19 protein-coding genes, 1 tRNA gene, 1 pseudogene, 1 riboswitch and 1 other annotated feature are annotated in these 21,278 nt (G+C 53.2%); of the genes and pseudogenes, 8 read left to right on the plus strand and 13 right to left on the minus strand.

Features of this window, described 5'->3' with window-relative positions:
* Positions 1-3: 3 nt before the first annotated feature.
* From NSQ80_RS14440 to gpr, 4 genes are all read right to left on the minus strand, one after another.
* Positions 4-1,074, minus strand: a complete 1,071-nt coding sequence (locus NSQ80_RS14440; RefSeq protein WP_009224139.1) for a LacI family DNA-binding transcriptional regulator — start codon at positions 1,072-1,074, stop codon at positions 4-6.
* Between the two features lie 92 nt (positions 1,075-1,166).
* A complete protein-coding gene (locus NSQ80_RS14445; RefSeq protein ID WP_028539695.1) occupies positions 1,167-1,694 on the minus strand; it encodes a hypothetical protein in 528 nt (175 codons plus the stop codon).
* 18 nt (positions 1,695-1,712) lie between these two features.
* The gene (locus NSQ80_RS14450; protein ID WP_339299576.1) at positions 1,713-3,128 is read right to left on the minus strand and encodes a stage II sporulation protein P; all 1,416 of its coding nucleotides are present in this window, start codon (positions 3,126-3,128) and stop codon (positions 1,713-1,715) included.
* 157 nt (positions 3,129-3,285) lie between these two features.
* A complete protein-coding gene (gpr, locus tag NSQ80_RS14455) occupies positions 3,286-4,299 on the minus strand; it encodes a GPR endopeptidase (RefSeq protein ID WP_009224142.1) in 1,014 nt (337 codons plus the stop codon).
* Between the two features lie 205 nt (positions 4,300-4,504).
* Here gpr and rpsT point away from each other — a divergent pair, with 205 nt between their 5' ends.
* Positions 4,505-4,777, plus strand: a complete 273-nt coding sequence (gene rpsT, locus NSQ80_RS14460; protein ID WP_016311419.1) for a 30S ribosomal protein S20 — start codon at positions 4,505-4,507, stop codon at positions 4,775-4,777.
* A gap of 87 nt (positions 4,778-4,864) precedes the next feature.
* On the opposite strand, the gene holA is transcribed toward rpsT, so the two are convergent.
* From holA to NSQ80_RS14490, 6 genes are all read right to left on the minus strand, one after another.
* Positions 4,865-5,893, minus strand: coding sequence for a DNA polymerase III subunit delta (gene holA, locus NSQ80_RS14465; RefSeq protein WP_009224144.1), 1,029 nt, complete (start codon positions 5,891-5,893; stop codon positions 4,865-4,867).
* Positions 5,894-6,855: 962 nt separating this feature from the next.
* A complete protein-coding gene (locus tag NSQ80_RS14470; protein WP_339299584.1) occupies positions 6,856-8,070 on the minus strand; it encodes an anti-sigma factor in 1,215 nt (404 codons plus the stop codon).
* Entirely contained in the window at positions 8,067-8,615 is a 549-nt protein-coding gene (locus NSQ80_RS14475; RefSeq protein ID WP_009224146.1) for a sigma-70 family RNA polymerase sigma factor, read from the minus strand. The genes NSQ80_RS14470 and NSQ80_RS14475 overlap by 4 nt, the downstream gene beginning before the upstream one ends.
* 171 nt (positions 8,616-8,786) lie before the next feature.
* Entirely contained in the window at positions 8,787-11,585 is a 2,799-nt protein-coding gene (locus tag NSQ80_RS14480) for a ComEC/Rec2 family competence protein (RefSeq protein ID WP_260071934.1), read from the minus strand.
* Positions 11,586-11,683: 98 nt separating this feature from the next.
* Entirely contained in the window at positions 11,684-12,202 is a 519-nt protein-coding gene (locus tag NSQ80_RS14485) for a dCMP deaminase family protein (RefSeq protein ID WP_016311414.1), read from the minus strand.
* Positions 12,203-12,244: 42 nt separating this feature from the next.
* Positions 12,245-12,829: a ComEA family DNA-binding protein gene (locus NSQ80_RS14490; protein ID WP_260071933.1), complete on the minus strand. Its 585-nt coding sequence runs from the start codon at positions 12,827-12,829 to the stop codon at positions 12,245-12,247.
* 219 nt (positions 12,830-13,048) lie between these two features.
* Between NSQ80_RS14490 and comER the strand changes: the two genes are divergently transcribed.
* Entirely contained in the window at positions 13,049-13,984 is a 936-nt protein-coding gene (comER, locus tag NSQ80_RS14495; protein ID WP_009224150.1) for a late competence protein ComER, read from the plus strand.
* Between the two features lie 31 nt (positions 13,985-14,015).
* Here comER and leuS read toward each other — a convergent pair whose 3' ends face one another.
* Positions 14,016-16,457: a leucine--tRNA ligase gene (gene leuS / locus NSQ80_RS14500; protein WP_260071932.1), complete on the minus strand. Its 2,442-nt coding sequence runs from the start codon at positions 16,455-16,457 to the stop codon at positions 14,016-14,018.
* 109 nt (positions 16,458-16,566) lie between these two features.
* Positions 16,567-16,783 (minus strand) — a binding site (T-box leader).
* A 164-nt stretch (positions 16,784-16,947) separates the two neighbouring features.
* Here leuS and NSQ80_RS14505 point away from each other — a divergent pair.
* Positions 16,948-17,021, plus strand: a tRNA-Pro gene (locus NSQ80_RS14505).
* Between the two features lie 42 nt (positions 17,022-17,063).
* On the opposite strand, the gene NSQ80_RS14510 is transcribed toward NSQ80_RS14505, so the two are convergent.
* Complete coding sequence (locus tag NSQ80_RS14510) at positions 17,064-17,462, minus strand: hypothetical protein (RefSeq protein WP_009224152.1); 399 nt, start codon at positions 17,460-17,462, stop codon at positions 17,064-17,066.
* 98 nt (positions 17,463-17,560) lie between these two features.
* On the opposite strand from NSQ80_RS14510, the gene NSQ80_RS14515 reads away from it, so the two are divergent.
* Together NSQ80_RS14515 and NSQ80_RS14520 are read left to right on the plus strand one after the other, a co-directional pair.
* Positions 17,561-17,746, plus strand: coding sequence for a hypothetical protein (locus tag NSQ80_RS14515; RefSeq protein ID WP_009224153.1), 186 nt, complete (start codon positions 17,561-17,563; stop codon positions 17,744-17,746).
* Positions 17,747-17,992: 246 nt separating this feature from the next.
* Positions 17,993-18,166: pseudogene (locus NSQ80_RS14520) on the plus strand (3-beta hydroxysteroid dehydrogenase); the annotation flags it as partial.
* A gap of 109 nt (positions 18,167-18,275) precedes the next feature.
* On the opposite strand, the gene NSQ80_RS14525 reads toward NSQ80_RS14520, so the two are convergent.
* The gene (locus NSQ80_RS14525) at positions 18,276-19,199 is read right to left on the minus strand and encodes an aromatic acid exporter family protein (protein ID WP_260071455.1); all 924 of its coding nucleotides are present in this window, start codon (positions 19,197-19,199) and stop codon (positions 18,276-18,278) included.
* Between the two features lie 221 nt (positions 19,200-19,420).
* Positions 19,421-19,523, plus strand: a riboswitch (TPP riboswitch).
* A gap of 114 nt (positions 19,524-19,637) precedes the next feature.
* On the opposite strand from NSQ80_RS14525, the gene NSQ80_RS14530 reads away from it, so the two are divergent.
* The 3 genes from NSQ80_RS14530 to NSQ80_RS14540 are packed head-to-tail and all read left to right on the plus strand — an operon-like array spanning position 19,638 to position 21,275.
* Positions 19,638-20,282: a thiamine phosphate synthase gene (locus tag NSQ80_RS14530; protein WP_009224155.1), complete on the plus strand. Its 645-nt coding sequence runs from the start codon at positions 19,638-19,640 to the stop codon at positions 20,280-20,282.
* A 5-nt stretch (positions 20,283-20,287) separates the two neighbouring features.
* Positions 20,288-20,491 carry a sulfur carrier protein ThiS gene (gene thiS, locus NSQ80_RS14535; RefSeq protein WP_016311405.1) on the plus strand — a complete coding sequence of 68 codons (204 nt, stop codon included), beginning with the start codon at positions 20,288-20,290 and terminating at the stop codon, positions 20,489-20,491.
* A gap of 4 nt (positions 20,492-20,495) precedes the next feature.
* Complete coding sequence (locus NSQ80_RS14540) at positions 20,496-21,275, plus strand: thiazole synthase (RefSeq protein ID WP_260071456.1); 780 nt, start codon at positions 20,496-20,498, stop codon at positions 21,273-21,275.
* Positions 21,276-21,278 lie beyond the last annotated feature (3 nt).

Genomic DNA, 21,278 nt, shown 5'->3' on the forward strand with positions numbered 1-21,278 from the left:
TCTTTACTCGGCCTTTCGATGCGGCTCGGCGGTGGAATCCCGGTATACCGTCTCGACGGAGATCATGATTTTCTCCCGCGGCGCGTCCGGTTGGGCCAGTCGTTCCAGCAGCTTCCTCACCGCCCGCTGGCCAAGGTTCTCCTTCGGCACGTTAATGGTGGTAATGGCCGGAGTGTACCGGGCCGCATCGTCGATATTGTCAAACCCGCTGACCGTGATATCCCCGGGCACGTGAAGGCCAATCTCACTCAGGACGGAGCAGGCATGCATCGCGATGGAGTCGTTCGCACACACAAGCGCGGTCGGGAGCGTCCCTTCCGCTTTCTGCCCCTCCAGCCATCCGCGCAGCACGTCGCCGTAAGCCCCGGTGTCGACACCTTCCAGCTCCAGCATCGGATCCTCCAGGGACTGCGGTGTCAAGCCGTTCTCCTCCAAGGCGCTGCGGAAGCCAATCCAGCGGTCCCGAAAGCTGCGGGAAAACGTTAAATTGCCTAAGAAATGCAGCTTCCGATGCCCCAGGCCGATCAGGTGATTGGTCAAACGGGCCATCCCATCAACGTTGTTAGCGAAGACCGTGTCGCTTGGAATCAGCGGGTCCTCATGATCGACCAGCACGATCGGCAGCCCGATCCGGTGTACCTCCAGCAGGAATGGGGTGGCGATCTGCCCCACCCCGATCATCCCCAGAATCCCGTCAGGATTCAGGATGCTCATGAAGTTGTCACCGCGAGGTTCGGATACGATAATCATCCCCAGCTCCTGCGCCTCCAGCTCCCGGGAGATGCCTTCCAGCAGTCTACCCCAATACAGCGATTCCTTGTTCTGAAACCGGATATTTGGCATCAGCACCAGCACTGACTGCTTGCCGGCCGGTGCCGGCAGCGCGGTTCCCGTAGGGATGACGTTCTTCACATAACCGTTCTTCTGATTAAAATACCCAAGCTGGGAGGCAGCTTGAATGACCCGCTCCCGGGTCTGCTCGCTGACCCCTCCCTTGCCGGACAAAGCTTTGGATACAACGAATTTCGAGACGCCTAGATGGTCGGCGATTTGCTGCATCGTAATTTTTTTCAAGGACTCTAACCTCCGAAATAACGTATAACGAACGGGTTCATAACAATATAACAACAGTATAACAAACTCGCCATTCGTTATAAATCGTTATTTCATTCGCCTGGACCAAACCAGGAGGCCACCCAATGAATGCTCTTCTGCGACGCCTGCTGCAATAGGTGAGCCGCTTTGTCGGCAAATCGGTCGATGGCCGGCGGCGAGGGTGGCGGCATCAGCAGGTCAGCTGGCGTCTGCAGCGCCTGACCGCCCCCCGTCGTGTTTGGCACATCGGTCCCGGATGGGGAGGTTCCGTAGCCGGGAACCTGGGTATAACCGCCTGTCGTTCCTTGCGGCGCGGCATTGCCTTGACCGGTTGTCCAAATGGGGGGGGATCCGGCGGTCCAACCGTTGTTGTTCTGCTGCAATTGCTGCTGTAATTGCTGTTGCGATTGTTGCGGCTGCTGCGATTGCGGATAGGGATAGATCATGGATTGTCCGTTCATGCCTGCAGTCGTCCCTCCGGTTTGAAATCCGGGGCCGAGGATCGAGCTGGTTCCGCTTTCGGCAAGCTGCATCCCCAGCGTCACCCCAGTCGCCAGCAATAAACCGTATACCAATGTTTTTCGCAGCATTTTAGCCATGTCCATCCCCCATTCAAATCAAGATTTCTTGTTTTTGCTGTTCGTTCCTTTGTTCACGCTGTCCGAAGACTTATTGGAACTGCCCGCGCCTTTGTTCGTGGTGCCAGCGGACTTGTCCGTGCTCTTTGCGCTGCCGCTAGCGATGCCGTTCGTACTGCTCTTCGACAGCTTGCCTGCTTTCTCCGCGTCCTGACTTTCCCAATACAGATCGGCCAAAATTCCGGCCAGCACCTTGGCGGTACGCTCCAGCTCTTCCTGGCTGTTGTCGATGCCGCCGATTTCGATCAGCACGCTGTTCGGCGACAGCGACTGGTTATATTCCCCGTTGCCTTGGGAAGACGTCTTCCCCCAGATGCCTCTGGAAATCCCGGGATACGCCTTCTCCAACCGTTCATGGATGGAGCTGGCGAATTTCTCATTCTCGCGCCAATTCTTGTTCCCGTGTCCGATAATGAAGTATACCTGGGCATAATTCACACCGTTGATGGTTGTTGTCGTTTTGTCGTGGCGCTGCGAGTCGCGGTGAATATCGATAAAATATTGCAGCTGACCGTTTTCAGCCATCGCTTGTTTGACAGTCTCTCGTGAATATTTATATGAGTAGTTGTAGTTGTAATTGCTCACCTTGGCCGCATAATTTTCGTACGTGTGTAAGGTTGCGACCCCTCTGCGTTCCAGCTCTTTCGCCAAGGCCTCTCCAACTAAGCCTACGTTCTTCTTATCCTCCGCCGAGCTCGGATTATCTACATTCGTGCCAAGCACGGGATTAAAAGATTCTTGCGGATGGGAATGATAGATCATCACGATATTTTTATTGCCCGGCTTGATGGAAGGCTCCTCCTGATCCCCGGACGTGCCGTCCGTCTTCCCCGGTTCCACTGCTGGCGGCTGTGCTGTGTCCGAATTGTCGCCGTCCTTCCCGAGATCCGCGTTACTTCCGTCATCGGGGATATCCGGTTCCGGGTGATCCGGCGCACTTCCGTCGGCTCCTGCGCCTGGCCGGTAGTCCTCCGGAGCCTGGGCCGTCCCGTTGCCGGAGCCGGTGCGCAGCAGGATCGGACTGTCAGCGCCAAGCCCTGGGACTTCCCGGGCTACCAAGCTCTTTGGATCGGACGGATTCACGTCCGTCAACAGCTGAAAGACGAAGTTCGTCACCTGCCGCCCGGAAATCGCCGGGGTCTGCTTCTCGCTAGCCACATGCGGCAGCTCCATGCCAACCATATCCATGAAGAATCCGCTGGACAGCGAGGCCGCCAGTCCTTTCATCGAGGAGACAGGAGAGGTGTTCAGCTGTTTCTCAGCGATCCCCAGCACCCCCAGCATGACGAAGAAGATCACCGACATGACCGACAGCAGCAAAAAGGTGCGTCCCATCGCCAACACATGAAGCAGATTCCTTCTCATTTTCCCTAGATTCCAAGCCTTGAATTTCATATGCATGTCCTCCTCCAGCCGCTTTCAAACTATATTCCAAATCTATGAACCTAGTTGAAAGGCTAGAACCTCAAATTCTCACACAAAAAAAGAAATCCGCTAGATTCGCGGATTTCCTAGAGATTTTAGGAGAAGGTACTAGAAGCGGCGTAGCTCATTAATGCGTGTAGGACGCCACGTTATCCGGAGTAACTGCCTCATGCAGCGAGATGTTGAGTCCGCTTGCAATGACGTTGGCGACGTCCTCGATGAATTCATCAATTTCCTTCGGCGTGACGATCAAATCATGGCCGAGCGGTTCAAGCACCTCTTTGACGAGACCCAGACGCTCGTTTTCGCTCAGGTCGTTCAGCATGCCCATGATCTGCTTGGTCGGAGCTTTTCCGTCGTCGCTTTCCTGGTTAAAATGATTTTTCATCAAATCCAATACATTATTTACGATCGTCGATGCGTAGCACACCGTTGGAACGCCGATGGCGATACAAGGCACGCCCAAAATTTCCTTGGTCAGCCCCCGCCGCTTATTGCCGATCCCTGAGCCGGGATGTATGCCGATATCGGCGATCTGGATCGTGGTATTCACCCGCTCCAACGAGCGCGAAGCCAGCGCATCGATGGCGATGATGAGATCGGGTTTTGTCCGATCCACGATCCCCTGCACCACTTCGCTGGATTCAATACCGGTAATGCCAAGCACCCCGGGGGCAATCGCGCTAACCTCGCGGTAACCTGGCGCTACCTGGTCCGGTGTCAGCTCAAAATAATGGCGGGTGACCATCACATTTTCCACCACCAGCGGTCCAAGCGCATCCGGCGTGACGTTCCAGTTGCCGAGGCCAACGATCAACGTCTTCGCCTCCGGTCCAACCCCGATTTTATTTAAAAATGCAGTAAACTCCTTGGCGAACGCCGCAGCCACCTTCTCCTGCAGCTCGGTATCCTGATTGCGGAGACCGGGAACCTCCAGCGTCACATAATGCCCCTGGATTCGTCCAATTTGCCGCGAGGCTGCCTCATCGGTCACATCCAGACGGGTAATCTTGATCCCGTCCTGTTCCTCGACCTGCTCATTGAGCCCAGGGACCGGGCCGCCATGGATCGTCTCCGCCATTTCCTTTGATTCAACGGCCAAGTCAGTGCGTACGGAATATTCGCGCAAGTCCAAGTTCATGCCATAAGACCTCCATTTCCTCTGATTGCCTTTATTGTGCGGGAGAGGGAATGGGTTTATACATCCCTTCTGCGAGGCTGAAAAACTTGCGCGAAATCGAGAGATTCGGTATGATGAATTTATTGCTTTTTGCTATCTTGCGTGATAAAATATTTTAAGTTGTGAATCATCTGGGTTGATATATGCTTTACAGGAGGTGAATGCAATGCCTAACATTAAATCCGCAATCAAACGCGTAAAAACGAGCGACAAACGCCGCGCGTTGAACGCTTCGCAAAAATCCGCCCTGCGTACGGCTGTGAAGACAGTTGACACCGCTCTGGCGAACAACGAAGTTGAAGCAGCTAAAGCTGCTTTCGTGGCTGCTACCAAAAAATTGGACAAAGCCGTTACGAAAGGTCTGATCCACAAAAATGCAGCTGCCCGTAAGAAATCCCGCTTGGCTAAAAAATTAAACGAACTTACGTCCCAAGCGTAAGTCTCGTTAAATGATACGAAGCTCAAAAAGACCTGAACGATAAATCGTTCAGGTCTTTTTGGTTATTGTTTAGGTCGGGCTTGTACCTCAAGCCGCCAGTTTTAGCAGGAACAGCTCCAGCCCCAGGACTTTGTCGATCTGCCCGCTCTTCATCCGGTAGTCCAGTTCGGCCAGCTCGGACAAAATCGCCTTCAGGCGGCCGGTCTCAAACTTCCGGGCCTGGTCGCCGGCCAGCTTGACGACGTACGGATGCAGGCTCAGCTGGGAGGCAATTTGCTGCTGCGAATAGCTTTGGCGGGCGAGCTCCTTCACCTGCAGCATAATCCGGAACTGGCGGGCGATCAGCGCCGCAATTTTAATCGGTTCCTCACGTTGCTTCAGCAGCTCGTAGAAAATGCCCAGCGCCTGCTCCAGCCGAATCGCGGCGATATGCTCCACCATCACGAACACGTTCTGCTCTGTGCTGCGCGCCACCAGCTGCTCCACCGCAGCAGTATCGATCATGCCGCCGGCTCCGGCGTACAAGCAGAGCTTGTCCATTTCCGCAGCCAATACAGCCATCTGCACACCGCTTGCCGCAATTAATGCTTCCGCGGCATCCCGTCCAATTCGGCAACCTCGCTTCTCTACCTCTTGCACAACCCACTGAACAAGCTCGCCGCCGCCAAGCGGCAAAAAGGACAACACCGTACCCGCCGCCTTGATCGCTTTGACAACCTTCTTTCGCTCGTCCAGCTTTTCACCGTTCACGACAAACACAACGACGCTATGTTCTGCCGGGTTGCCGATATACGTCAGCAGCGCCTCGACTTTATGCTCAATCTTGCCGCCTTCCTTGCCGCCTGCTACAAGCAGGGTGGAGTCGCGTACAACGATCAGCTTGCGCTCCACGAGAAAAGGCATCGTCTCCGCCTCCTCGACCACCACCTCAATCGGCGTCTCCGCCAAATCAAAGGTCGCGATGGCAAAATCCTTCTGATCCGGATCCACCAGCTGATCCTGGAGCAAACTAACAAACTCCTGAATTTGATACTTCTCCGTACCGTAACATACGTACAACGGGGAGACCCGCCCCTGCTTAATGTCTTTTATCGCTTGTTTTTGCTTTGCGTCCATCCGGTATCTCCCTTTCGACTTTGTTGCCTTCTTCCATCATACTTCGATTTCACGCATTCGTCCAAGCTCTGTTTATTGTTGTTCAGTCGAAATACCGTCAAGTTACTTGAGGTCACAGCAAGGGGAAACGTGCGCGGTTGTTATTAGACGGGGATGCGGCGGAAAATGTTCAGTTGCATGACAGGGGTTGTACTGTTCCAGCTCCGATGTACCGCGAAATGGGCCTAAGGTTGGCCTAAAGTAACGTAACGGACCGTACAGCCCTTATTTGTACATTTCCCGGCTATTTCCCGCTGTAACGGACACCTGAGACCTTATTGGGCACTTCCAGCACCCTTTTAGCTGGATTTGTCCAGAATAAGGTCTCCTCGGTCCGTTAGAATCGGTAAGCCTACGATATGTGAAAATAGCGGCTCTGGAGTCCGCTAGCCTACGGGGATACCAGGAACCGAGCTCGCAAGGCCCGGCTGAATTCAAGATTCGACGTCGAGAACACTTCCCCGAGACACTTCGTGATCCCAAGATGATTTTTTAAACTACCTCTTCCAATGAAGGTTTAAAAAGTCAGGTTGGGAGCACCGAGAAGGTTGGATGAAGCTTAGGGACTGAGTAGCGGAGCGTAGCCGGAGGCTACGTGAGCAACGGAAGGCCCGGCTGAATTCAAGATTCGACGTCGAAAACACTTCCCTGAGACACTTCGTGATCCCAAGATGACTTTTTAAACAACCGCTTATAATGCAACAGAGGGACCTCTGCCTCTTGGCGAAAGATCCCTCTGTCCCGGAACATCTATATAAACGCGGGCTAAAGAGCTCTAGAAACTCTCCCGCCAGCGGTCATACGACGATCAGGGGTTTAATCCGTTATCTCTACTATATATATAACCTATTCCATATCTCCTGAAAAGGTGACTGCCGCATGTTCAAAAAACCGCCCAAATTCGTCCGTCTTTTGCACTTATTTTAGGGCTGTGTTCCTTTTGCAGCATCCGTGGCCGCCTTCTCGGCATCGATGGTATGAACCGCAGGGGTTCCCTCGATTTCTGTCTCGTACGTAAATACATGGCCTGCTTCCGACCACGACCCGTCAACCCAATTCCCATCGATCACCTGATCAGCCACCAGTTTCCGTTCCTCGGCTTCGAGACGATATACATACAGGTGTCCGTCCTTGAACTCGGCTTCAAATGCGCCATCTGGAGAAGTCCAGATATTAAAGCTCGCGATGCCAAACTTCTCTCTGAGATCATCGATGAGCATTTGCTGATCTGCGATCGGATATTCCAGATTGTCCGGAGCTTGCGTATCGCCCGCAGGGTCCGAATTTCCCGCTTCTGGCGATGTTGGCTCCTGCACAGGAGCCTTGTCACTGCCGCCATTTGGAACCGAAGGGCTGCCGGACGAATGGTTCTTCCCTTGATTTGGCTCGCTTGGAGCTTTGTCGCCTGCACCGGGGTTGCCCGGCGTCACCGCTGGAGAACCGGTATCCGGTGTATTCCCGGGAGCAATTCGATCTTGGGCGCCTCCGGTATTCGAGTCTTCAGTCGGAGGAACCACATCTTTGGACACTGGAGTGTCCAAATCTCCGGTCTCAGGCTCACCGGTATTGGTGTCGTCACTGAACAGCCGAGCGTTGCCCGCGGCATCGTCCGCCGAGTTGGCTGCCGAGGATTGCTCATTCGCCGATTCCAACGCGGTGTCCATGGCGATCTCGGCATCGGATACAGTGCGCGGTTCGTATTGATAAATGAATACGCCCAATATCAATACCGCCGCCACACCAAGCGCCCCATACCGGTAAATCCGGCTCCGACGCATTCCTGCTCCCGCATCAGGACGACGAAGACTGCGTCGGCTCGGCAGCATGCCACCTTGACCGGCATCCGCATCGCGTTTCACCGCTGTCATCGGCAGCACGATTTCCTCCGCAGCACTGCCGCCTTCACGGCGGGCCCGGTCGATCTCATCCAACTGCGGAAGGATCGCGTCCACGAGGCTATAGTTCGGAACTACCTTCGGCAGCTCCTCCAATTGCGCAGACAGCTTGCGAAGCAGCGCAAACGTTTCGGCGCACTCTTCACAACTGCGCATATGCTCAAAGAGAAGAGAGGTCTCCTCTTCATTTAAGTCATGGTCTAGATAACGATGCATCCATTCCACCGCCTCTGGGCACTTCATCCTGATACACCACCTTTCTGATAATCTTGGAGTAAGTGTTGCAGCTGTTGCCTTGCCCTAAATAAATAGGATTTCACCGTATTCAGCGGCAAATTCAAGCTGTCAGCAATTTCGTTATACGAAAAATCTTGCAAATACCTCAGCACAACCACCGACCGATGGTGATCCGGCAATTGTTCAATCGCGCTTCGGATGTCCTCGGCCAAGTAGCCCGACATCACTTCCCGTTCTACGCTATCATTCCCCTGAAACACCATTTCGTGCTCTTCGATCGATACGGTTGGCTTATTTCTGCGAAATTTGTCGATACAGATGTTGGTCACAATCCGCTGAACCCAGGTTTTGAACTGCGCTTTTTCTTCATAGGAACCGATTTTCGTATAAATGCGAATGAGCGCTTCCTGAGCAGCATCATGTGCATCCTGTTCATTGTTTAAAATATAATAGGCCGTCCGGTACACATGGCTTTCAATTTCTCGCAATAGGGTGATTAGAGCGTCGCGATCGCCCGTTTGAGCGGCTCTGATGAGTCCCTGCTCTACCACTAAGGCTCCCCCTTCCTTGCATCCTTACAGACGCTAATGTCCGACAAGATGTTGCAATGTTGTTACTATTTTTAAAAAATATTTTAGAAGTCCACCCTCTAAGCAATCTGACCTAAGGATACCAGAAAAAAAAGGCCCCGTCATCCTTACAAACAGCGAAAAGGCCTGATTCTATGGGATTGGAAGCAGCTTATATCTAACCTCGATTCTTCCCTCTCGAACTCTCATTTGGACCTCGCCTTGGTTGTCGGTTCGATAGATTCGAATCTGTTGAGCGTTCAACCGATCAATGACCGTAGGATGCGGGTGGCCATACAGGTTTGAAGCGCCAACCGAAATAACTGCCGCTTCCGGTTGCCAATATTCTAGCCAAGCTGCAGAGGTAGAGGTTTTGCTGCCGTGGTGGGCGACTTTCATGACATCGATCGAAGAGGGATTCGGCGTTGTCGTTCGCAAAGCGGTCAGCGTTTCAAGCCCAAGTACCTCCTTCTCCGCCGCCTCATCCATATCACCTGTAAATAAAAAGGAAGCTCCATTCATATCTAAACGAAAGACGATCGAGCGGTGATTTTGTTCTTTCACGAAGGGGATTGGGTTAAGCGCCTCCTCAGGCATCAGGGGATAAAGCACCTCCAAGAGGGTGGCGTCATCCGGTTGCAGCTTCATGCCGCGGCTTGCCGAATACACCGGAATACGCTGGGTCAGCGCCGTTTCCATCAAGCTCGTCATCGTCTTGGACTCGGCCAGGCTGCCATTGATCAACAGCGCCTCCACGGGAATGGAATCAAGCACCGCCTGCAGTCCGCCGATATGATCCTGGTCCCCGTGCGTTAAAATAACCGCATCCAAGCGGTGGATCCCGCGCTTCTTGAGCAGCGGAACCACCGTTTTGGCCCCGACCTCGAAAGGTTCACGCCGCTCCCGCCACGCATCCTTCGCTTTGCGAAACGATACCGTCCCGCCGCCGTCCACCAAAATATGCTTGCCAGATGGCGTTGTGATCAGGGCACAATCACCTTGGCCGACATCGATGAACTCGATATAGCCGGTCCCTTGGCTGTATGCCGGTTGATATCCAGTGATCAGCAGCAGCCCTAGGCCCATGGCTACGCCCAAACGCAGAAGATCCATTCGTTTCGTCCATACCCATCGGCTAAGCGCGTCTGCGATCGGCCCCAATCCGTGACCCTGTTGGGCCCAGGCGGTTCTAACAGCTGTCAATCTCCCAAGAAACCCTAGCCGAGCCCGGAATCCAGGCACGTCCTGAGGCCACTCACTCCAGCTGAGATGAGCGAAAGCTGCCTCTCGTTTAGCTGGATTCAAAGGAACGGTTTCGTCATCCCGCCCACTGACAGCTAAGGCCTCGGCGGCAAAGCGCTCACGGCGATGTCCCCAATACACCAGCAGATAGCACCCGGCATAAAAAGCCGCGATCCAAAGCAGCGATGGCGATTTCCAATAGGTCATAAAGCCGCTGCGCGCACTTAGCCAGTTTGTTGCTGCAAACGTTGCCTCGTTCAGCCAACGTACCGGAAGAGCCGCCCAGGCGCCCAGCTTGATCGATAACAACCCTAACAGCAACGCCCCTGTTCCCAGCGGAAGCGCTAAGGTACCAATCAACGGAACCAGCAGCAAATTGGCCGGAATCGATAGGAAAGAGAACTGATTAAAATAGAAAATGGTCAGCGGAAAAGATACCAGCTGCGCCGCCAACGTGATCGCCACCGCATTCCCGATCTTACCAGGCAGCCATCTCAGGTACGGAGTTAAGCGCGGGACGAACACGATCAGCCCCGCCGTCACAGCGAACGAGAGCTGAAAGCTCACGTTCAGCAAATAATACGGCTCCCAGATCAACATCAGCATCGCAACGGCGGCCAATACATTCAGGCTGTCTTTTAGCAGCCCGCGCCTTAGCAAATACAGCCCCAGCATCGTCATCAGCCCGGACCGGATGACCGATGGGGAGAAACCGGTAAGCAGCATGTATCCCGGAACGAACATCATTGCAACCGTGATTGCCGTCTCCCGCGTCACCCGGCACAGGCGAAGTAATCCGAACACAAGCGCCACGTTAATCGCGACATGGCTGCCGGAGATGGCCAGGATATGCGTAAGTCCCAGCTGTGTAAACTCCGCATATTTGTCCGGCTCCAGCTCATCCTGCAGCCCAATCAGCAGCCCCTTCATATAACCGGCTTGCCAGCCCGGAAACAACCCCTCAATACGCTCACCAAGACGTTCGCGCAGCGCATCGATATATCCCAAGGCTGCGGCGACGCCTCGGGTCGGCTGTCCCGCCTTCAGGGACGATACACCCGATGCTTTGACCAGCCAATGGATCCGCTGCAAATGTAAATACCGGCGGTAATCAAACGCGCCAAAATTGCGGGCAGGCTGCGGTGACTCCAACGTTCCGTTTAGCGTAATCCGAAGCCCGCGACGCCAGGTGGCCGCCGTACGCTGTTCGCTTTGCGACGCCAGCCGCAGCTGGACGGCTACCTTTTCTCCTCGGGGAATCTCCTGCATCACCGATGCTTTCCCCTCTGGAGACTTTAGCGATAGGCGGTCGGCCTTCAGCGTAAAATCAGCCCGATCCCCGTCAACCCTTAGCGTGGACACGATCGTTCCCTCCAGACGGACGGGTTGACCGTCAAGTGGCTGCGCCCCCTCCTTTATAGGGCGTGTACCCGTTCTCGCTTCTTTTTCTACATTCACACCAGCCACCATCGGCCCGATCCGGCTCACATTTCCCGCTTCGTTATACAGCCAATAGCCGCCTCCAAGCAAAAAAGCCAGCCCTGCCAAGGCGAGACTCCGCCACGACTGACGCCAAATGATGGCGATAGCCGTACATACCAACGATAATCCCAGCCCAAACAGCCAAAAACGCCAGCCGGCATAAGCTGCCGCCAAGCCGCTGCCAGCCATCCAACCGCAGGCGATCGCGATTAACGGCCTCCGGTTCATGGACATCCCCTCCCAAGTCCACCTAAACAAAAAACACCCCACCCGCCCTAAGGCGAATGAGGTGCTTCCACATTCGATGATCAATCGTAAGATTTCAATTATTCTTCCACGTGCGCAATCGTTTCCTGCGGCGGTTGATAGCCTTCCAGACGGCGGAAGGTGATGCCTTTTTGCGCCATCATGGCCGTCACTTTGCCGGTATCCTTCGGATAGGGCCGATGGAACACGATCTCCGTAATGCCGCTGTTGGCCAGCATATTGGCACAAGTCCAGCATGGCTCGTCCGTGACGTAAACACTGGAACCTTCCCGGTCGATCCGGTCGGTGAACAACAGCAGATTCTGCTCGGCATGAATGGTGCGGACGCAGCGCTGCTTCTTCACCATTTTCTCCTGTCCGTCCTCCACCACCAGCTCGTATTCTTCCGCAATCATACAGCCGGCCTCCGAGCAGTCCGGAACGCCGGAAGGGGCTCCGTTATATGCCGTACCCAGCAACTTCTTGCCCTGAACGAGCACAGCGCCGACATGACGTCGGTTACACCGCGACCGCGTCGATACCATATAAGCGATATCCATAAAATACGTATCCCAATCTTTGCGTTTGTCCGGATTCATATTCCATCATCACCCTCGCAAGTCATCTTTCGATCACAAGCCTTACAGCCCGATATAAGGCTTCATTTTCTCCAGCATTTTGTCTCCGATGCCTTTCACCTGAGTCAACTCTTCAATGGAGGTAAAAGGGCCGTGCGCATTCCGGTAATCGAGGATAGCTTGGGCTTTCTTCTCGCCGATCCCGGGGATTTCCTGCAGCTCGGCCAATCCGGCGCGATTAATGCTGATCTTTCCCGTATCCGTTGATTTCCCGGCTTCTTCCTTAAAGGCTGCAACTCCGCTGTTCGATTCGGCCCCGGCACTAGGCCCTGCGTTCTGACCTGCTGCATCCGCGTTCGTTACCGTCTCTCCTGAACCGCCGCCTGGCTCTGTTTTCCCGGCTGCGCCGTTCCCAGTCACCTCTTCGCCAGGCTTGTCCACCGCTGACGCAGTTTCTGCGGGCTTAGAGGCCTTATCGCCGCCTGGATCCGCAGCCGAGCCTTCTGTGGCCAGTGCGGCCTTAACCTCGGCATTGATCGGCCTCCAGCCTTCGATGCCTGCAGGTGGGCGGCTGCCCGTAGCCAGCAGCATCAATCCGGCGCCAATCGCAGCCGAAACGATGGCCGTCAATACGAGTTCCCTCCGCATATCGTAACTCCACTCCTCTTTCAACATCTTAAAAGAATCTGCCAATAGTCATGAAGATCCAATCAAGCTGCATACAATCTATACAAGTGAAGTAGAAACGGCAAAAGTAGGATCGCAATAACGTAAGACTAACCGCCTCAATACCACAACAAGTGAACGAGTGCAATCACTTTAACGTTTTACCAATACAGTGCGCGAAGCACGGAAAGGGGAAGCCGGATGAAAGTCGCCTTCATCGGAACCGGAGCCATGGGAAGCCTGCTCATTGACGCGTTTTTGCGTTCCGGCGCGCTGCTCCCGCAAAATATTTGTGCCAGCAACCGCTCTCCCTCGAAAGCGAAACGGCTGGCCCAGCGCCATCCCGGACTGCGGGCGTACAGCAGCAATGCCGAAGCCGCCCAGGGAAGCAAAATCGTCTTCTTGTGCATAAAACCCCTGGATTACCCCGATGTCATCGCGGAAATCCGGGACGTGCTCGATGAGAAACAGATCGTCGTGTCGATCACGAGCCCCGTTCAAATTGAAACCTTAGAAGCTGCCATTCCCTCAAAAATCGCCAAAATCATTCCCAGCATCACGCATTCCGTTCACAGCGGCGCTTCGCTCTGCATCTACGGCGGGCGGATTCGCCCCGAAGACCGTCTGCTCCTGGAGCAGCTGATGTCCTCAATCAGCACGCCAATCACTCTCAAAGAGAGCGAAACTCGAATCGCTTCCGATTTATCCAGCTGCGGGCCGGCTTTCGTTGCTCATATGCTGCAGCTTTGGGCCGAGTCTGCCGCTGAATTAACCGGTATCGGTTATGCGGAGGCGATTGCGCTCGGCTCGGAAATGCTGCTAGGCACCGGCAAGCTGCTGACCGAAGGCGGCCTGAACCCCGAGCAACTGATCGAACGGGTTGCCGTCCCCGGAGGAGTGACCGCTGAAGGCATCGCTGTGCTGGATTCCAGCCTGCGCGAGGTTTTTGCCCGCCTGATCGATACGACTCATCGCAAATACGACGACGATATCAGCAAGCTGCATGCGCTGTTTCATCCGGCCATTCCGGATGCCCTGCCGTCGTCTTCGGATCATGCTCCGTCATGTCCGGAAAGGGAAGCCCCCTTTGCCGGCGTCAAACCGCCGGACGGATCGGGGGCCGCCTCCATTTCCTGAACAAACCTACGCCCTCACGAAGGGAAGCGGCTTATCCGACGACGATATTCACCAGCTTGCCTGGCACCGCAATCACTTTGCGAATCGTCTTCCCAGCCACAGCCTGCTGAACGTTCGGCAGGCTTAAGCTATGTTCTTGCATAGCTGCTTGATCCAGGTCTTTGGAAATTTTCGTGCGTTCTACGATTTTTCCGTTCACTTGCACGACGATTTCAACTTCGGATTCTACTGTCCAAGCCTCATCGTACGTTGGCCATGGTTCATACGTAATCGTATCGGTATGGCCAAGGCGTTCCCACAGCTCTTCCGCCAAATGCGGTGCCAGCGGGGACAGCATCTGCACGAAGTTTTCCGCTGCCGCTTTCGGCACAGCATCCGTTTTGTAAGCCTCGTTAACGAAAATCATCAACTGGCTGATCGCGGTGTTAAAGCGCAGGTTTTCAAAATCCTCCGTCACTTTCTTAATCGTCTTGTGCCAAGTGCGTTTAAATTCGTCGCTGCCGCCGTCCGCTGTAATTTTCGGATTCAGGCTGCCGTCTTCAGCAACAAACAGACGCCATACGCGGGACAGGAAGCGGTGAATGCCCTCCACGCCGCTTTCATTCCATGGCTTCGTTGCTTCCAACGGTCCCATGAACATTTCATAAACGCGCAACGTATCCGCCCCGTATTGGTTAACGATTTCGTCCGGATTGATGACGTTGCCGCGGGATTTACTCATCTTCTCATTGTTGGTGCCAAGGATCATCCCTTGGTTTACCAGTTTTTGGAACGGCTCTTTGGTCGTAACCACTCCGAGATCATACAGCACCTTATGCCAGAAGCGGGCGTAGAGCAGGTGAAGCACTGCATGCTCAGCCCCACCGATGTACAGGTCAACCGGCAGCCATTCCTGCTGCTTCTCCTTCGAGCACAGCTCCTTGTCGTTGTGCGGGTCGATATAACGCAGATAATACCAGCAGCTTCCGGCCCATTGCGGCATCGTATTCGTTTCGCGGCGAGCTGGCAGCCCCGTTTCCGGATCTACCGTGTTCACCCATTCGGTCACGTTCGCCAGCGGCGATTCCCCGGTACCCGACGGTTTGATGGCATCCACATCCGGCAGAACCAGCGGCAGCTGATCTTCCGGTACCGGCTTCATCGTGCCGTCTTCCAGATGCAGAATCGGGATCGGCTCACCCCAATACCGCTGACGGCTGAACAGCCAGTCGCGCAGGCGGTAAGTCACTTTGCCGCGGCCTTTGCCGTTTTCCTCCAGCCAGGAGATCATTTTCTTGATTGCTGCCTCTTTGCCCAGACCGTTCAGGAAGCCGGAGTTCACATGGGCTCCGTCGCCCGTGTAAGCCTCTTTCGACAGATCGCCGCCTTCGACCACCTCGATGATCGGCAGATCATACTGTTTGGCGAATTCATAGTCGCGCTCATCATGCCCCGGTACGGCCATGATCGCACCGGTTCCGTAACCCGCCAGCACGTAGTCGGCAATCCAGATCGGCAGCTTCTCGCCATTGACCGGATTGATCGCGTATGCACCGGTGAACACCCCGGTTTTCTCCTTAGCAAGGTCGGTACGTTCCAGATCGCTCTTCCGCGCAGCTTGGTCTTGGTAAGCTTCAACCGCTTCGCGTTGAGCATCGGTCGTGATTTTCTTGACCAGTTCATGTTCTGGCGCAAGCACGGCATAAGTAGCCCCAAACAGCGTATCCGGGCGTGTGGTAAAGACCGTCAGAGATGCGTCATGTCCATCAATCTCGAAGACGACCTCGGCGCCTTCGGATTTCCCAATCCAGTTGCGCTGCATATCCTTGATGCTTTCCGACCAGTCCAGCTCCTCCAGGTCTTCCAGCAGTCGTTCGGCATATTCGGTAATTTTCAGCACCCATTGGCGCATCGGCTTGCGGATGACCGGATGGCCGCCGCGTTCGCTCTTGCCATCAATGACCTCTTCGTTCGCCAGCACCGTTCCCAATGCCGGGCACCAGTTCACCGGAACTTCGGCCACATAGGCCAGACCTTTTTTATACAGCTGGATAAAAATCCACTGCGTCCATTTATAATAATTCGGATCCGTCGTACTGATCTCGCGGTCCCAATCGTAGGAGAAGCCCAGTGACTTGATTTGGCGCCGGAAATTGTTGATGTTCTTCACCGTGATATCACGCGGATGTTCGCCCGTATCGAGCGCATGCTGCTCCGCCGGCAGCCCGAAAGCATCCCAGCCCATCGGATGCAGAACGTTATATCCGCGCATCCGTTTAAAGCGGGAGACGATATCCGTGGCCGTATAGCCTTCCGGATGGCCTACATGGAGGCCTGCTCCCGATGGATAAGGGAACATGTCAAGGGCATAAAACTTCGGTTTCCCCGACTCTTCCCGTGTTTTGAAAGTGTGATGCTCATCCCAGTAGGCCTGCCATTTCGGTTCGATGGCCTGGGGACGGTAAACGTCATGGGGCACGTTATAGTCCGCCATAATTCAAAATCCTCCTTGAAACAACAATTTGATATGCGGGATCAAAGTCAATAACCGACTGATTGAACTCCCTAAAATTAAAAACCTCCCGACCCGTAGCGTTATGATCGCTAGGGACGAGAGGAGATTTCCCGTGGTACCACCCTAGTTAGCGTCGGACATGCTTTGTCCTAGCTCCCTTTGCACCCTTAACGCGGGCAAGACGATGATGATTTGCGCATCATAACTCCAAGGCGAGTTCATCTGCATTCCCCAACCGGCTTGCACCAAACGCCGGCTCTCTGGATGGCGAAATCCAAATTACTATTCCTCTTCAAAGTTCCACACTATAGAATTGGATTATCAATTATTATATAAAATAATGCCACATATCGTCAACGTTGGTTCCTATTCCTTGCGTTCAAAATTTTTTCATCCGTTACCCTCTTTACAGTTTCGTCTAAAAGTGTATAATGTATTAATGTTTCCCCCAAATTATTAATATTGCTGACGAGACGTGGCTCAGCTTGGTAGAGCGCTTGCTTCGGGAGCAAGAGGTCGCAGGTTCAAATCCTGTCGTCTCGATTCTTATGACACCAATATCGCGGTCTTATGGCCGCGATTTTTTTATTGCGTTTTTAAGGCTGAAAGATCATTAACCAACCTCATGCACAACCCCTGAACGGTGAAGTTACTAAAACTGACCCCGTCCTCGCTTTCTAATACGATCCTAAGGAGCTGCCCCGCATTTATCTTCTGCCATGGAGTAGCAAATGACGTATTCCTATGCTCATGAATGAAGTCTTCGTGCATTTTTTTCTCATCTTCATTAAAGATGCTCTTAAGAACTTCCGGATGATCCACTTCAAAGCAAGCCACAATCCGATCAAATTTAACCTGAGCGTCGTTTCTAAGTTCCTCAAAGTTCGAAACGGGGATCTTCTTGGCTGAGTAGGTTTGAATAAGGAAATTCTCAACTTCTTGAAGAGAAGACTTCGTTGATTTATTTGGGGGGAGTTTGTTCATAGAGATCGGCTCCTAAACTCAATTTAAAAAAATGAATGCTCTTCAACGCGGTTCCAAGTATACTAATGTTAAAGGGTAACCCATAGGGAGGGATTACAGTGAATATGTGGGAGAAACAAGAGAAAGAAAAGTTTAAAGAGTATCAACGTAAGCCTTTCATCAATTTTGCGGATTCGATGAATCGTGCTGAAATCGGAGATTGGGACGCTTTAGCAAAAGGCGGCTTTTGGACCACTCTCGTCATCATCGTAGGACTCCTTCTTTTCTTCTCCTTTAGATTCTAACAGGCCAAAAACTGCTAGTGCACTCCTTTTTTACTGTATAAAAACAATCCTTGAAACAATTTCCGATACTTAACGTATTGTGTTTTAAGGTTAGTAATGGGAGTCTTTTTATTTTTATTTGTCCTTCTTGCTTTACTAAATATCTTTTTCCCGCGAATCTCTTGGTATATGAGCTATGGCTGGAAGAGGGCTCTGATCCACTAAAAGCCTTTGATTTTCATCAATCTCATCCAGCAACCCTTCTTTTTCATACTAGCGGATGTAGAGTCCGCCCCAGCGGGTTCACGGTTGCTTGGTGCCGGCGACGAAGGCATTCAGCTTCGCGAAATCGCTGCTGTCATCGGGCGGCAATTAAACGTGCCTGTGGTCAGCATCACACCGGAAGAGGCTGATGCCCATTTCGGTTTTCTTGGTGCCATCAGGACACTATTTTGCTTAAAAAAGCAGGGATGCCCCAGAAGCCTTTAACGGCTCTTGGGACATCCCCTTTCTACCTGTTCGTTAGAAAATCGTAGGCACCATACCCACGTTACGATATTTTAAGCTCCGCTTTCGTCTGGAAACGACCCCGCTCCTTAATCGGAAGCGGTAATCCCAGCTTCTGCAGCTCAGCGTATATCCAATCCGCGTGGTACTCATAGACGGTTTCGATCTTGTACTGCTGCTCTTCACTACGGTTTCCTACCTCTGCTGAGTCGCTCCGTTCATGATCGGCCTCGACCAGCAACAGTCGATGCTCGGCAAGCAGCTGCTGCAAAATCACCAAATGCTCATAGATATGGCGATAGGATTCAATTTCTTTGCCGATGTGCTCCATCGATTCGCTGAGATCTCGAGTCAGATGGAATTCCTCTTTGCAAAGCTGATAATATTTCTCCAGGCAACTTAGCTCCGCACGAAAACTCTCCAAATCGACGACTTCCCGGCACGTCGTGATCTGCCCGAATAAATCGGCCATCCGCTTAGCGACGGCTTTCCGCGCCTTTTCCAAATCGGCCTCATGCTTAGGGGGGAAGACGACCAAATTGACGATCACAGCAACAGCAATACCAACCAGTGTGTCCGTGATCCGGTTAATCCCATAAAAAATCGGACTTTCACCCGGCTGAAGATTTAACATAATGGCTAAAAAAACGATACACCCGATGGATATCGACTTATTCCATTTCAGCAAATTGCAGACATAGATCACGACGATGACGCCTAACGCGCAATACACCGCGTTCCCAGGCTCAATCATGGCGAAACCTGCACCCACGATCGCCCCAACAAACGTCCCCATCGTCCGATGTTTCCCGGCCGTAAATGAGTTGGTGACCGAATTTTCCATGGAAATGATCGTTGCGATCGCGGCGTAAAAAGGATACTCCAGGCGCAATAACGCTGCAACGATCACACACAAACAGATGGCTAGCCCTGTCTTGAGATTGCGTAAACCAATCGTCCATTTCAATCTCATCACTCCCCAATCAAGCTCCGACCGTATTATAGAGGATGTTTTTAATTCGCTTCAATTTAATTAAACATCACAAAACGGCTATTTTTGCGATAAATCGTGACATTTTCATGAAAACTTCTTGGAAACGGCTTAAAGCAGGCAGCTTAACACCAATCCAATTCAACGGTTGTAATTATCTGGATCCCCGTGTATAGTAAACATGACAATTCTAAATCGATCGACACTAGGGGAGCCGCAAGGCTGAGATGAATCGAAAGATTCGGACCCTTTGAACCTGAACGGGTTAAGACCTGCGTAGGGAAGTGGAGAGTAAAGCATACATGAACCGGAAAATAGGTCTATTTAGGCTTATACATTCTGTTGCTGAACTTAGCCCCCTCCTTACGGAGGGGGCTTTTTTGCATTGGATTTCTAACCTGAGAGGGGATGAATATGACGAGCCAAAAATTAACGCTAACCGCACCCGAACTGCATCTGATCTCCATCTCTCCCATCCACGTATCCGAACTGCTCAGGGTATCCCTCAAGGCCCTTCCCTACTTGGATTACATTCATGTGCGGGATAAGCAGCTCACCGCGAAAGGTCAGCTGGAGATCATTCAACAAATGTTCGAATCAGGCATTCCGCTGAACAAAATTGTCGTGAACGATCGGCTGGACGTGGCCTTGGCCGCGCGGGCAGTGAATGTCCACTTAGCCGGCCATAGTCTTCCGGTGGACTCCGCTCGTCCGTTAGCCAGCGGGATGCGCTTGGGCAGGTCGGTTCATTCGGTGGAAGAAACAGTGCAGGCCGCCGTAGATGGAGCGGATTATTGCCTGTTCGGACATGTGTACGATACCTCCAGCAAACCCGGACTTCCCGGCAGAGGGCTGGCGGCATTAACTGCTACGGCGAAGGCTTGCCCGGTTCCGATGATCGCCATTGGAGGCATCCGACCGGATCAAGCGGGAGAGATCATCCGCTGCGGCGCTCAAGGGATTGCCGTCATGACAAGGTTGTTTCATGCACCGGACCCGGCAGAAGAAGCCCAAGCTTACCGCAAGGCGATGCAAGCAGCTTGGCTGGAAAGGAGGTGAACCACGTGCAGGTTCGTCTGAATGGGAAAGAGACGACGATCAACGAAAGCTGTGTCACACTGGCCGATTTATTAGCAGAGCCCCCATGGAAGGACCGAAAGCTGTTGGTTGAACTAAACGGTACAGTTGTACGAAAGGAAGACTATGACGTGACCCCGTTATCGGATGGGGATCGTATTGAGCTAGTCCATTTTGTTGGGGGAGGTTGATCCTATGCAGGACTTATTCCATATAGGCGGCAAGGCGTTGTCCAGCCGTCTCTTTATCGGTACTGGCAAATATAACCGCAACACCTTAATTCCCGAAGTGATCGAACGTTCAGGAGCAGAAGTCATCACTGTCGCTTTAAGAAGAGTGAATCCCGATTGGGAGGAGGAAAATCTGCTGCATCATATTCCTCCACATATGACGCTGCTGCCGAACACTTCCGGTGCCCGCAACGCAGAAGAAGCAATCCGCATCGCAAGGCTGGCCAGAGCGGCGGATATGGGCAATTGGATTAAACTGGAGGTCATCCAGGATCAACGTTATTTGCTGCCAGACAACGTGGAAACCATTAAAGCAACCGAGGTATTGGCCGCAGAAGGGTTCGTTGTCCTTCCTTATATGAGCCCGGATTTGTCGGCTGCTCTCCGGCTAAGGGATGCAGGAGCCGCTGCCGTCATGCCGCTCGGTTCACCGATTGGCAGTAACCGCGGTCTGCGGACGAAGGAACTGATTCAGATCCTGATCGAGGAAGCAGGCCTGCCGGTGATCGTTGACGCCGGCATCGGTAAGCCGTCTGAGGCGGCGGAAGCGATGGAAATGGGAGCGGCGGCGGTCCTCTTGAACACAGCGATTGCGACCGCCCGTGATCCGCTGGGGATGGCCGAAGCGTTCCGCGCAGCCGTAGTGGCCGGCAGACTAGCTCATTTGGCCGGGCTGGGACCGGTGGAGCAAAACGCGGTAGCCTCTTCCCCGCTAACCGGATTTCTGGATGAAGTGGAGGCCTAAGGG

This window comes from Paenibacillus sp. FSL K6-2441, from assembly GCF_037964765.1.
In the GTDB taxonomy this organism is placed as follows: Bacteria; Bacillota; Bacilli; order Paenibacillales; family Paenibacillaceae; genus Fontibacillus; species Fontibacillus phoenicis.

What these genes read in the sequence shown, in the direction of transcription:
- NSQ80_RS14445 (WP_028539695.1), bottom strand. Translation starts at nt 1,694, where the DNA reads ATGGCTAAAATGCTGCGAAAAACATTGGTATACGGTTTATTGCTGGCG.
- NSQ80_RS14450 (WP_339299576.1), bottom strand. Translation starts at nt 3,128, where the DNA reads ATGAAATTCAAGGCTTGGAATCTAGGGAAAATGAGAAGGAATCTGCTT.
- gpr (WP_009224142.1), bottom strand. Translation starts at nt 4,299, where the DNA reads ATGAACTTGGACTTGCGCGAATATTCCGTACGCACTGACTTGGCCGTT.
- rpsT (WP_016311419.1), top strand. Translation starts at nt 4,505, where the DNA reads ATGCCTAACATTAAATCCGCAATCAAACGCGTAAAAACGAGCGACAAA.
- holA (WP_009224144.1), bottom strand. Translation starts at nt 5,893, where the DNA reads ATGGACGCAAAGCAAAAACAAGCGATAAAAGACATTAAGCAGGGGCGG.
- NSQ80_RS14470 (WP_339299584.1), bottom strand. Translation starts at nt 8,070, where the DNA reads ATGAAGTGCCCAGAGGCGGTGGAATGGATGCATCGTTATCTAGACCAT.
- NSQ80_RS14480 (WP_260071934.1), bottom strand. Translation starts at nt 11,585, where the DNA reads ATGAACCGGAGGCCGTTAATCGCGATCGCCTGCGGTTGGATGGCTGGC.
- NSQ80_RS14485 (WP_016311414.1), bottom strand. Translation starts at nt 12,202, where the DNA reads ATGAATCCGGACAAACGCAAAGATTGGGATACGTATTTTATGGATATC.
- NSQ80_RS14490 (WP_260071933.1), bottom strand. Translation starts at nt 12,829, where the DNA reads ATGCGGAGGGAACTCGTATTGACGGCCATCGTTTCGGCTGCGATTGGC.
- comER (WP_009224150.1), top strand. Translation starts at nt 13,049, where the DNA reads ATGAAAGTCGCCTTCATCGGAACCGGAGCCATGGGAAGCCTGCTCATT.
- leuS (WP_260071932.1), bottom strand. Translation starts at nt 16,457, where the DNA reads ATGGCGGACTATAACGTGCCCCATGACGTTTACCGTCCCCAGGCCATC.
- NSQ80_RS14510 (WP_009224152.1), bottom strand. Translation starts at nt 17,462, where the DNA reads ATGAACAAACTCCCCCCAAATAAATCAACGAAGTCTTCTCTTCAAGAA.
- NSQ80_RS14530 (WP_009224155.1), top strand. Translation starts at nt 19,638, where the DNA reads ATGACGAGCCAAAAATTAACGCTAACCGCACCCGAACTGCATCTGATC.
- NSQ80_RS14540 (WP_260071456.1), top strand. Translation starts at nt 20,496, where the DNA reads ATGCAGGACTTATTCCATATAGGCGGCAAGGCGTTGTCCAGCCGTCTC.